This is a genomic window from Micromonospora sp. CNZ309 (assembly GCF_002846525.1).
On the sequence record NZ_PJNG01000001.1, the window covers coordinates 1,716,905 to 1,730,000 of the forward strand.

At 73.3% G+C, this 13,096-nt stretch carries 4 protein-coding genes; 3 read left to right on the forward strand and 1 reads right to left on the reverse strand.

Annotation, left to right across the window (positions count from 1 at the left end):
* The 3 genes from CLT72_RS06955 to CLT72_RS06965 all read left to right on the forward strand — a co-directional run bounded on the left by CLT72_RS06955 (position 1) and on the right by CLT72_RS06965 (position 11,434).
* The gene (locus tag CLT72_RS06955; protein ID WP_158241981.1) at positions 1–603 is read left to right on the forward strand and encodes a cysteine hydrolase family protein; all 603 of its coding nucleotides are present in this window, start codon (positions 1–3) and stop codon (positions 601–603) included.
* Between the two features lie 272 nt (positions 604–875).
* Positions 876–9,155, forward strand: coding sequence for a non-ribosomal peptide synthetase (locus CLT72_RS06960; protein ID WP_158241982.1), 8,280 nt, complete (start codon positions 876–878; stop codon positions 9,153–9,155).
* Positions 9,152–11,434 (forward strand): condensation domain-containing protein, encoded by a 2,283-nt coding sequence (locus tag CLT72_RS06965; protein ID WP_101410114.1) that lies wholly within the window; start codon positions 9,152–9,154, stop codon positions 11,432–11,434. Before CLT72_RS06960 ends, CLT72_RS06965 begins: the two co-directional genes overlap by 4 nt.
* 31 nt (positions 11,435–11,465) lie before the next feature.
* On the opposite strand, the gene CLT72_RS06970 is transcribed toward CLT72_RS06965, so the two are convergent.
* Positions 11,466–12,776: a condensation domain-containing protein gene (locus tag CLT72_RS06970; RefSeq protein WP_101410116.1), complete on the reverse strand. Its 1,311-nt coding sequence runs from the start codon at positions 12,774–12,776 to the stop codon at positions 11,466–11,468.
* Positions 12,777–13,096: the final 320 nt, after the last annotated feature.

Sequence of the window (13,096 nt, forward strand, 5' to 3'; positions counted from 1 at the left end):
ATGCGAGAACTCGACCCGATGCGCACGGCCGTCGTCGGCGTCCACTGGCAGCACGAGGTCGTCAGCCCCGACGGGGTGTTCGGCCCGTTCTTCGCCGAGCAGGTCACCCGGCACCGCGTCGCCTCGTACGCGGCGCAGGTCGCCATGGCCGTGCGGGCCAGCGGCGGGCTCGTCGCCTACACGCGGGTCGCCCATCGGCCCGGCTACCCGGACCTGATCCCCAACACGCCCAGCTTCGCGATGGTCCGGGAGCGGCAGGCGTTCCTCGAAGGCGCGCCGAAGACCCGGATCGTCGACGAACTCACGCCGGAGGCCGGCGACGTCGTCATCACCCACGTCCGCCTCACCGGCTTCTTCGGCACCGAACTCGACACGGTGCTGCGCCGCCGGGGCGTGGACACCGTCCTGTTCACCGGCGTCGCCACCAACCTCTCCGTCACCGGCACCGTGTTCGAGGCCGTCAACCACGGCTACCGGCCGGTGGTCGTCGCCGACGCCTGCACCGCCGCGACCGACGAGACGCACCGGGCGAGCCTGGAGACGTTGGGTCAGCTCGGCGAGGTGGTCACCGCCGCCGAGGCCGTCGACCGCCTGTCGAGGTGAGCCACCGGCCGTCGAGGCGGCTGCCGGCGGCCAGGCCCGCCGCGGGGCGGATCCGGCCGGACCCCGCCACGAACCAACTCCCGCGAGAGGCCTGACCGGCCCCAACAATGGCCCGGAGAGCCCCTAGCGCGGCCCGTTTCCATTGACGACGCGCGTGCCGCGCTGGCAGCATCCCGCGCATCATGATCAAGGAAAGCGGTTGGTCAGCGTACCCCGTCCCCGCCCGGTCGCCCGCCGCGGTCGCGCCACGCCACGCGGACCTCGTCCATGAGGTGATCGCCCGTCATCCCGACGACGCGCCGGCGCTGGGCACGGACGACGCCCTGGTCACCTACGGGGAGCTGCGCGCCCGCAGCAACCGGCTGGCCCACCACCTGCGGGCCACGGGGGTACGCCGCGGCGACCTGGTCGCCGTCCTGCTGCCGCGCGGTGTCGACGGGATCGTCAGCGTACTGGCGGCGCTCACCGCCGGCGCGGCGTACCTGCCCATCGACGCCGGCTATCCCCCGCAGCGGGTCCGGCACATGCTCACCGACTCCCGGGCGCGGGTGCTCGTCACCGTCCGGTCGCTGGCCCGGCCCGACCTGGTGGTCCCCGGAACCCCGGTCGTCCTGCTCGACGCCGACCGGGCCACGCTCGCCGCGTACCCCGACGGCCCGCCCGCCGTGCCGGTCGGCCCGGGCGACCTCGCCTACGTGATCTACACCTCCGGCTCCACCGGCCTGCCGAAGGGGGTCATGGTGGAGCACGGCTCGCTGCGCGGGCTGGCCGGGTGGCGGGCCGACGCGGAGCGGCTCGGTCCCGACGACCGCTGCCTGCACCTCTTCTCGCCCGGCTTCGACGCGTCGGTGTGGGACATCTGGGCGCCGCTGGTGGCCGGCGCCAGCCTGTGGCTGCCCGACGAGGGGACCCGGGTCGATCCCGACCGGCTGGTGGACTGGCTCGCCGCGAACGCGATCACCTCGGCGACCCTGCCCACCCCGCTCGCCGAGGCCGTGCTGGCCCGGCCGACGCCGCCCGACTGGGCACTGCGCATCCTCGGCGCGGGGGGCCAGCAGCTGCTGGCGCGTCCCCGACCAGAGCACACGTTCACCACCGTCAACCTGTACGGGCCGACCGAGGCCACCGTGCTGGCGATGGCCGGGGAGGTGGCGGTCGAGGGCGACGGGCCGCCGTCGCTCGGGCTGCCGGCCGCGGGTGCCGTCATCCGGCTGCTCGCCGACGATCTACGCCCGGTACCGGCCGGCAGCCTCGGCGAGGTGTTCATCGGCGGACCGGGCGTGGCCCGTGGGTACCTCGACCGTCCCGCCCTGACCGCCGAGCGCTTCCCGCCCGACCCGTACGGGCCGCCCGGCAGCCGCCTCTACCGCACCGGTGACCTGGCGCGTCAACTCCCGGACGGCACGTACCACTTCGCCGGCCGGGTCGACGACCAGGTGAAGCTGCACGGTCACCGTATCGAGCTGGGCGAGATCGAGAGCGTGCTGCTGCGCCATCCGGACGTACGGGCCGCCGCCGTCGGGCTGCACCAGGGCGCGGCCGGCCCCCGGCTCGTCGGGTACGTCGTGCCCGAGGCCGGCCCGGACGACGCGGCGCTGGCCGAGCACGCGGCCCGGTACCTGCCGGCCACGATGGTGCCCGCCGCGTGGGTCCGGCTCGCCGCCCTGCCGCTCACGCCGCACGGCAAGCTGGACCGGGCCGCGCTGCCCGCACCGGCGGAGCGGGTCGGCGAGGCGCCGCGCGACGACGTGGAGCGGCGGGTGGCGCAGGTGTGGGCCGACGTGCTCGGCCGGTCGCCGAACCGGGACGACAACTTCTTCGCCCTGGGCGGGCACTCGCTGCGGGCCACGATGGTCGCCGTCCGGCTACGCGAGCGGTTCGGCCTGCCGGTCTCGGCGGCGATCGTGTTCGAGGCGCAGACCGTGGCCGCGATGGCCGAGCGCCTGCGGGCCGAGATGACGGCCGATCCGACGACCGCCGGCGGCGAGGACGACCCGGTCGTGACCGGCACCGGGAGACCGAGCGAGCCGGCCCTCGTCCCGCCGGGCGGCCAGACCCCGTCGCCGGGCCGGGTCCTGTCCTTCGCGCAGCAACGCCTGTGGTTCCTGCACACCCTCGACCCGAAATCCACCGCCTACAACACCCAGACCGCCTGGCACATCGACGGCGAACTCGACCTCGACCACCTCGACACCGCCATCGACGAAATCATCCGCCGGCACGAAGTCCTGCGCACCACCTTCGCCGAGCACGACGGCGTCCCCGTCCAGATCATCCATCCGCCGACCACCCACCACAGCACCCGCCACGACCTCACCCACCTCAACCCGGAGCACCACGACCACCGCGTCCGCGACATCCTGCGCGCCGAGCTCGACACACCGTTCGACCTCGCCACCGGCCCGTTACTACGCAGCCACGTCCTTCAACTCGCCCCCACCACCCACGTGCTCTGCCTCACCTGGCACCACATCGTCCTCGACGGCTGGTCCGTCGGCGTGTTCCACACCGAACTCGACCACCTCTACACCGACCTCACCCACGGCCGCACCCCCTCGCTGCCGCCCCTCACCACCCAGTACGCCGACATCGCCGAACGCCAACACCGTCACTGGCAGAGCGACGACGCCCAACGGCAGCTCGAACAACTCGCCGCACGCCTCCGCGACGCCCCACCCGTCTGCCACCCGCCCACCGACCGGCCCCGACCCGACACCGAACCCGGCGGCCCCACGGCCGTCCACCACAGCCAACTGGCCCCCGGCACCCTGGCCACCCTGACCGCCCTCGCCGCCCAGACCGGTTCCACCCCCTTCGGCGTCCTCCTCGCCGCATTCCAACTCCTCATCCACCGCTACACCCACCAGAACCCCATCGTCATCGGCACCCCCCTCACCGGCCGCACCGACCCCGACGCCGAAAAACTCATCGGCTTCTTCGTCAACACCCTCCCCCTCGCCGTCGACATCAACCCCCACCACACCTTCCGCCAATTCCTGCACCACTCCCGCACCGTCCTCATGCACGCCGTCACCCACCAGGACATCCCCTTCGACAAACTCGTCGAACACACCCGCCCCACCCGCGACCGCCACACCCCACCCCTCATCCAGACCGTCTTCACCACCATGGACGGCACCGATCCGGCACCGCTGCACACCGCCACGATGCGGCCGCTGCCGATCGACGAGGGGGTCGCGAAGTTCGACCTGACCGTCCAGGTGCAGGTGGAGCCGGACGTGGTCCGGGTGCTCTTCGACTACGCCTGCGACCTGTACGAGCCCGCCACGATGGCAGAGCTGGCCGACAGCTACCGCGCCCTGGTCGCCGCCGTGCTGGCCGATCCGGACCGGCCCCTGTCCACCGTGGTCGCGGTCACGGACGCGCAGCGCGAGCGGCTCGCCGCGCTGGTCGCCGCTCCGGTCGCGGTCCCGCCCGGCGACGCGGGATGCGTGCCGCGGCTGGTGGCCGAGGCGGCGGCGCGGCATCCGGACGTGACGGCGGTGGTCGACGGGGCGGGCGCGGTCACCTACCGCGAACTCGACGAGTGGTCCAACCACCTCGCCCACCAACTCCTGCGACACGGCGCCCGACCCGACCACCCCGTCGCCGTCAGCCTCCCACCCGGCACCCCCGCCATCACCGCCATGCTCGCCGTCCTCAAGACCGGCGCCGCCTACCTCCCCATCGACCCCACCGCACCACCCGCACGCCGACACCACCTCATCACCAACTCCGCCGTCACCATCCTCATCACCGAACACCCCCACGACACCGACACACCCCCCGGCGTCGTCACCCTCGCCCCGGGCCCGGTACCGGTCACGGGCGCGGTCGCACCGCCTACGATGGACATCCACCCGGAGCAGGTGGCGTACGTCATCCACACCTCAGGGTCCACGGGCACCCCCAAGGGGGTCATGGTCCCCCACCGCGCGCTGACCAACCTGGTGCACTGGCACCTGGACACCCACCCGACGGGCCCCGGCCAGCGCCACGGCCAGGTGGCGAGCCTCGGCTTCGACGCCGCGATCTGGGAGATCTGGCCGGCGCTGGTCAGCGGCGCGACCCTGCACGTCGCCGACCCCGCCGACCGCCTCGACCCCGCCGCGCTGCACGACTGGCTCATCCGGGAGGGCGTCACGACGACGTTCCTGCCGACCCCGATCGCGGAGGCCGTCCTGCGGCTGCCCACCCCGTCGACCAGCCGGCTGCACAAGATCTTCACCGGCGGGGACGCGCTCACCACCCGGCCGTCCGCGCAGGCGCCGTACACCCTGTTCAACATCTACGGGCCCACGGAGACCACCGTCGCCGTCACCGTCGGCCCTGTGGGTCCCGACGGCGTCCACCGGCCCGACCTCGGCACCCCCATCGCCGGTGCCCGCATCTACCTGCTGGACGCCGACCTGCAAATCGTCCCGCCCGGGGCGCCTGGCGAGGTCTGCGTCGCCGGTGACGTGGTCAGCCGCGGCTACCTGAACAAGCCCGGGCAGACGGCGGAGCGGTTCCTGCCCGACCCCCACGCCACCACACCCGGCAGCCGCCTCTACCGCACCGGCGACCTCTGCCGCCTCCGCACCGACGGCACCCTCGAATTCCTCGGCCGCACCGACGAACAAATCGCCATCAACGGCTACCGCATCGAACCCGGCGAAATCGAAGCCACCCTCCGCGCACAACCCCACATCGAAGCCGCCTTCGTCACCACCCGCGCCCTACCCACCGGCCGACACCTCATCGCCTACGTCACCGGCACCAACATCGACACCAACCACCTCCGCGACACCCTCCACCACACCCTGCCCCGACACCTCGTACCCCACGCCATCCTCGCCCTCCCCCACCTCCCCCTCACCCGCAACGGCAAGATCGACCGCAACGCCCTACCCACCCCCGACACCACCAGCCGGGGCGAGGCGCCGCGCGACGACCTGGAGCGGCGGGTGGCGCAGGTGTGGGCCGACGTGCTCGGCCGGACGCCGGGCCGCGACGACAACTTCTTCGCCTTCGGCGGGCACTCCATGCAGGCCACCCTGATGGCGGCCCGGCTACGCGAGCACTTCGACGTGCCGGTCTCGGCGGCGATCGTGTTCGAGGCGCAGACCGTGGCCGCGATGGCCGGACGCCTGCGGGCCGAGGTGGCGCCGGTCGCGGCGTCGAGCCTCGAGGTGGCGGGCGCACCGGCCTCCGGATCGTCCGAAGAGGTCGCCTCCGCGTCGTCGCCGGGTCGGGTGTTGTCGTTCGCGCAGCAACGCCTGTGGTTCCTGCACACCCTCGACCCGAAATCCACCGCCTACAACACCCAGACCGCCTGGCACATCGACGGCGAACTCGACCTCGACCACCTCGACACCGCCATCGGCGAAATCATCCACCGACACGAAGTCCTCCGCACCACCTTCACCGAACACAACGGCATCCCCCTACAAATCACCCAACCCCCCACCACCCACCACAGCACCCGCCACGACCTCACCCACCTCAACCCGCAACACCACGACCACCACATCCACGACATCCTGCACACCGAACTCAACCAACCATTCGACCTCACCACCGGCCCACTCCTACGCAGCCACGTCCTCCAACTCACCCCCACCACCCACGTGCTCTGCCTCACCTGGCACCACATCGTCCTCGACGGCTGGTCCGTCGGCGTGTTCCACACCGAACTCGACCACCTCTACACCGACCTCACCCACGGCCGCGCCCCCTCACTGCCACCCCTCACCACCCAGTACGCCGACATCGCCCAACGCCAACACCACCACTGGCAGAGCACCGACGCCCAACACCACCTCCACCAACTCGCCGCACGCCTCCGCGACGCCCCACCCCTCTGCCACCCACCCACCGACCGACCCCGACCCGACACCACACCCGGCCCCACCACCGTCCACCACAGCCAACTACCCCCCGACACCACCACCACCCTCACCACCCTCGCCACCCAAACCGGCTCCACCCCCTTCGGCATCCTCCTCGCCGCATTCCAACTCCTCATCCACCGCTACACCAACCAAAACCCCATCGTCATCGGCACCCCCCTCACCGGCCGCACCGACCCCGACGCCGAAAAACTCATCGGCTTCTTCGTCAACACCCTCCCCCTCGCCGTCGACATCAACCCCCACCACACATTCCGCCAATTCCTGCACCACTCCCGCACCGTCCTCATGCACGCCGTCACCCACCAGGACATCCCCTTCGACAAACTCGTCGAACACACCCGCCCCACCCGCGACCCCCACACCCCACCCCTCATCCAAACCGTCTTCACCGGCGGGAACGTGACGGGCGTCGCCGACGGACCCGTGCCACTGGGCACCGCGACGATGCGACCGGTGGCGGCCGCGCCGGGCACGGCGAAGTTCGACCTCACCGTGCACGCGGAGGTGGGGACCGACGCCGTCAGCGTGTACTTCAGCTACGCCCGGGACCTGTACGAGCCCGGCACCATGGCCGACCTGGCCGACAGCTACCGCGCCCTGGTCGCCGCCGTGCTCGCCGATCCCGATCAACGGCTGTCCACGGTGGAGGCTGTCACCGAGGAGCAGCGCCGGCGGCTCGCGACGGTGTCCACGGGACGTCGGCGCGGATCGGGCCCGGGTGGCGCGTCGCGGCCGGCCGAGGCCGGCCGCGACGTCGCGGACCGTACGGATGTCGGGGCCACCGAGCCGGCGGGCACGGCCGGACGGTCCGACGGCGAGCCCGGGTGCGTGCCGCGACTGGTGACGGAGACGGCCCGGCGGCAACCCGACGCACTCGCCGTCGTCGACGGGACCGGCGCGATCACCTACCGCGAACTCGACGAGTGGTCCAACCACCTCGCCCACCAACTCCTGCGACACGGCGCCCGACCCGACCACCCCGTCGCCGTCAGCCTCCCACCCGGCACCCCCGCCATCACCGCCATGCTCGCCGTCCTCAAGACCGGCGCCGCCTACCTCCCCATCGACCCCACCGCACCACCCGCACGCCGACACCACCTCATCACCAACTCCGCCGTCACCATCCTCATCACCGAACACCCCCACGACACCGACACACCACCCGGCGTCGTCGCCCTCGCCCCGTCCAGCTCCGCCTCCCCGGCGGCACCCCGGGTCGACATCCACCCGGAGCAGCTGGCGTACGTCATCCACACCTCCGGCTCGACGGGCACCCCCAAGGGCGTCATGGTCGCCCACCACGCCCTGGCGAACCTCGTACGCTGGCATCTCGACGCCTATCCCAGCGGGCCCGGCGAGCACCACGGTCAGATCGCCAGCCTCGGCTTCGACGCGGCGGTGTGGGAGATCTGGCCGGCGCTGGTCAGCGGCGCCACCCTGCACGTCGCCGACCCCGCCGACCGCCTCGACCCCGCCGCGCTGCACGACTGGATGCACCGGCAGGGTCTCAGCGTGGCCTTCGTGCCCACCCCGATCGCCGAAGCCATCCTGCGGCTGCCCACGCCGCCCACCACCCGCCTGCGGACGCTGCTCACGGGCGGCGACGCCCTCACCACCCGACCCTCCGCGCGCACCCCCTACGCCCTGGTCAACCACTACGGCCCGACCGAGGCGACGGTCGTCGCCACCGCCGGCGCGGTGCGCCCCGACGGGACCCACCGCCCGGATCTCGGCGGCCCGATCGACGGCGTCCGCGTCCTCCTGCTCGACCCCGATCTGCGCCTGGTCCCGCCCGGCGCGCCCGGCGAACTCTGCATCGCCGGAGAGGGGCTCGCCCGGGGGTACCTCGGCCGCCCCGGGCAGACGGCGGAGCGGTTCCTGCCCGACCCCCACGCCACCACACCCGGCAGCCGCCTCTACCGCACCGGCGACCTCTGCCGCCTCCGCACCGACGGCACCCTCGAATTCCTCGGCCGCACCGACGAACAAATCGCCATCAACGGCTACCGCATCGAACCCGGCGAAATCGAAGCCACCCTCCGCGCACAACCCCACATCGAAACCGCCTTCGTCACCACCCGCGCCCTACCCACCGGCCGACACCTCATCGCCTACGTCACCGGCACCAACATCGACACCAACCACCTCCGCGACACCCTCCACCACACCCTGCCCCGACACCTCGTACCCCACGCCATCCTCGCCCTCCCCCACCTCCCCCTCACCCGCAACGGCAAGATCGACCGCAACGCCCTACCCACCCCCGACACCACCAGCCGGTCCCGACCACCCGGCGACGCCGTGCAGCGGCAGCTCGCCGGGATCTGGGCGGCGGTGCTGGGCGTCCCGGTCGCGGGTCTCGGGGTCGACGACGACTTCTTCGCCGTCGGCGGGCACTCCCTGCTGGCCACCCAGGTCACGGCGCAGGCCGGCGCCGCGTTCGAGGTCGACCTGCCGGTCGCGGCGCTGTTCCGCGACCCGACGATCGCGGGGCTGGCCGGCGAGCTGCGCCGCGTCGAGCGCCGGCCCGGCTGGGTGGACACCGTGGCCGGCCTGCGCGAGGCCGTCGCCGCGCTCACCGAGGACCAGGCCCGCCGGGCGCTGGCCGCCACCACCCGGCCCGAGCAGCCGTACGACCAGACAGGAGCACCGCGATGAGCGGCCCGTCGTCCGACCCGGTGGCCGCGCTGCTGCGGCCGGCACCCGGCTGGCCGGAGGAGGAACACCGGCGGCTGCTGGTACGGCTGCTGCGCGAGCGGCTGGGCACCACGCCGACCGGTCCCGCCACCGTCGCCCAGCGCCAGCTCTGGTTCCTGCAGCAGCTGGAACCGACCAGCACCGCGTACCACATCCTGACGGTGGTGCGGATGACCGGCGAGCTGGACCTGCCGGCCCTGCGCGGTGCGTTCGCCGCCGTCACGGACCGGCACGACCTGCTCCGGGCCACCTTCGCGATGGTCGACGACGAGGTGGTCGTGCGAATCGGTCCCTGCGCGCCGGTGCCGGTGCCGGTCGTCGACCTCGGTACGACGGACGCCGCGACCCGGGAGCAACGGGTCCGGCAGGAGCTGGAGAGGGCCCACGACGAGCTGTTCGACCTGGCCGACGGCCCGCTGCTGCGGGCGGTGCTGATCCGTTGCGGGGCCGACGAGCACCTGCTCGCCGTCACCGTGCACCACATCGTCTTCGACGGCGGGTCCCGCCCGGTCTTCTGGAGCCACCTCGCCACGGCGTACGACGCGCTGCGGGCGGGGAGGACGCCGGACCTCGATCCGCCGGTGCCCGACGACGAGGACGACGAGGACGACTTCGCCGACGACCCGGAGGACCCGGACGCGGCGCTGGCCTACTGGCGCGAGCGGCTGGCCGGCCTGCCCGACCTGGACCTGCCCGGCGTACGCGACCGGGTGCCCGGGGCGTTGGCCGCCGGGCGGCGGCTGGACGTCCCGCTGGACCGCGGGGTGACGACCGTCCTGACCCGGCTGGGCCGGTCCCGGCGGGCCACCTCGTTCATGACGCTGCTGGCGGCGTACCTGGTGCTGCTGTCCGCGCGCACCGGCAGCAGCGACGTCGCCGTGCTGTCGCCGACGACGGGCAGGACGAGCGAGGCGGACGAGAGCCGGATCGGGTACTTCGTCAACACGGTGGTGCTGCGCGGCGACCTGGCGGGGAACCCGACCTTCGCCGAGGTGGTCGACCGGGTCCGGGAGCTGACCCTCGGGGCGTACGCCCACATGGCGGTGCCGTTCGAGCGGATCGTGGACGAGGTGCGCCCGGCGCGGGTGCCGGGCCGGATGCCGTTCTCGCAGTTCGCGTTCAGCGTGGAGGGCCGACCCGCGCCCCCGCCCCGGCTCGCCGGTCTGAGCACCGCCTGGGTCGACGTCGACACCGGCACGGCGAAGTTCGACGTGCAGTTGGACGTCCTGACCGACGACTCGGGCGGGCTCGTGGCGGCCTGGACCTGGCGCGACGGGCTGTTCGACCCGGCGGACATGGCCGCCGTCGCCGACGACTTCGTGGCGCTGCTGGACGCGGTCGTCGCCGACCCGCACGCCACCGTCGACGCGCTGCCGGTGCGCCGGCCCGTGCCGGGCGTCCGGGCGGCGGCCCCGCCGCCCGCGGCGCGTACCCGGCCGGGCGGGACGGGCTCCGGCACGCTGGTGCACCTCGGGGGGCCGACCGACCACCCGCCGCTGATCCTGCCGCACCCCGTCAGCGGCACGGTCGGCGCGTACGCCGAACTCGCCCGGCTGCTGCCCGCGTACCACCTGGTCGGCATCGAGTCGGCCGCCGACGCCACCGGCGACTCCATCGACGCGCTCGCCGAGGCGTACCTGGACGAGGTCGTCGCCCGCTGGCCGGCCGGCCCGTACCGGCTGTTCGGCTGGTCGATGGGCGGCCTGCTCGCGTACGAGATGTCCCGCCGGCTGGTGCGGGCCGGGCACCGCGTCGACCTGCTGGTGGTCGTGGACACCGCGCCCGGGCAGGCGCGCCCGGCCGGCGAGGGGACCGACGACGCCGCGAAGGCGGCCCGGTTCGCCGCGGACCTCGCCGCGTCGCTCGGCCGGGACCATCCCGCGCCGACGGCGGCGGCGCTCGCCGCGCTGCCGGTCGAGGAACAGACGATGCTGCTGCGCCGGTGGCTGGTGGACGCCGGGGTGACCCCGGTGGCGCTGCCGGTGCGTGAGGTGCGCCGGCGGGTGGAGACCTTCGCCCGGCACGTGACGGCCGTCGCCGGGTACCGGCCGGAGGGCGCGGAGTTGCCGCTGACCCTCGTGCAGGCCGCCGCGTCGCCGCGCTGGCAGCCGCGCTGGGAGCGGTACGTGGGCGCCGGGACCACCGTGCACGAGTACGAGGGCGACCACTACTCGCTGTTGCGCCGGCCCACGGTGCAACGGATCGCCGGTTGGCTGGCCCGGGCGCTGGACGACCGGTGAGTGGGGGCGCCGTGGGGGCGGCCGGGCGCCGTCAGGCGGTGGGGGCGCCGGCCGCGAGGGGCGCAGCCGGCGACGCCAGCCCGGCCTCCAGGCACCGCAGGGTCTCCGCCAGCAGGTCGTCGGTGCGTGCGGCGCTGTAGGAGGAGGCCGCGGCGTACAGCTTGATCCGTAGCCGCTCCTCGCCGTCGAGCTGGTCGAAGTAGCCGCCCAGACCGGCGCTGTCGTCCAGCGCCGTGGTGCTGTCCAGCTCGATCGCGGCGGCGGTGGCGCCGGGCCAGTCGATCGCCCGCAGCAGGGAGTAGTTGACCGAGACCGGGGCCAGCAGGTGCACCGGCACCCCGCGCCGCTTCAGCTCCACGACGACCCGTTCGAAGGGGACCGCCTGGTGGCCGAGCGACTTGGCGGCCTGGTGGGCGACCCGGCGGCTGAGGTCGGCGAAGCCGATCCCCGGCGGCACGTCGACCCGCAGGACCGCGGCCTGGCTCAGTTGGCCGACGACGCGTTCGCAGTCGAGGAACGACCGCATGTCCACGACGAACGCCACCCGGAACGACCGGGTGGCGGCGGGCTCGCCCAGCGCGCCCAGCAGGGCCGCGGTGTACGCGGCGAACGGGGAGACCCGCAGGCGACGTACGGCCGGCACGATCCCGCCGGAGGGGACGTGCGCCTGCGCGAGGTGGCCACCGGGGGCCGGGGGCGGCCCGTGCGGTGTCGCGTCGGACGGGTCGGTCAGGTCGGCCCCGGTCTCCACCGGGCCGAGCCGGCCGAACGCGTCGAGCCACCAGTCCAGGTCCTCCTCCGCCTGTTCCTCGCCCAGCTCGAAGAGCCGGTCGAGGACGTCGTCGATCGACTCTGCGGCGGGTGGCTGGCCCGTGCTGGCGCCCGACTCGGCCCCGTAGAGGACGGCCAGGTCGTCGACCAGCAGATCGAGGGACTGGTGGTCGAGAAGCGCCATGTGCGCGCGCAGCAGCAGGTAGGAGCTCCCCGTGCCGGTCCGGGCCAGCGAGACCGCCCAGCACGGCCCGGCCCACAGGTCCACCGGCCGCCGCAGGGCGGCCTGGCACCAGGCGACGGCGGCCCGGTCGTCGGGCACCTCGACGACCTCCAGGTCGGCCCGATCGCGACCGTCGCGCAGGACCACGTACCCGTCCCGCTCGGCGAACGCCCGGCGCAGCAACGGATGCGCCTCGTCCAGCCGCCCGACGGCGCGACGCAACGCCTCGACGTCGAGGTCGCCGTCCAGGCGGTGGCACACCTGGGTCATCAGCGTCGCGGGACCGACCCGGCTGTCGAGACGGCACAGGTACTCCTGGTGTTCGCTCGTCTCGAAATAGTCCCGCACCCGAATCCCCCGGAAGATTAGATGGCCCCGGCGGACCAAATATCAACTGATCTGCGAACTGACTAGATCGCCTACCGACGTTCCGGAAGACGCATTTCAGAGGGTCGTACCAGAATTGCCTCGGAGACCGTGGTCTGCCGTTTCCTGACTGTCAGGCGAGCCGGCTCTTGCGGGGCCGAACCACGAGGTCGATGTCCACCAGAGTCGTTGCCGTGTAGCAGTGAGCACGCATCTTGACTCCCATCCGGAACCGCCGGGGTCCACTGTGGATAGACGCTAATATCTGGATCCCGACTCCGCAACCCGAAGTTTTTCTTCCC

What these genes read in the sequence shown, in the direction of transcription:
- CLT72_RS06955 (WP_158241981.1), top strand. Translation starts at nt 1, where the DNA reads ATGCGAGAACTCGACCCGATGCGCACGGCCGTCGTCGGCGTCCACTGG.
- CLT72_RS06965 (WP_101410114.1), top strand. Translation starts at nt 9,152, where the DNA reads ATGAGCGGCCCGTCGTCCGACCCGGTGGCCGCGCTGCTGCGGCCGGCA.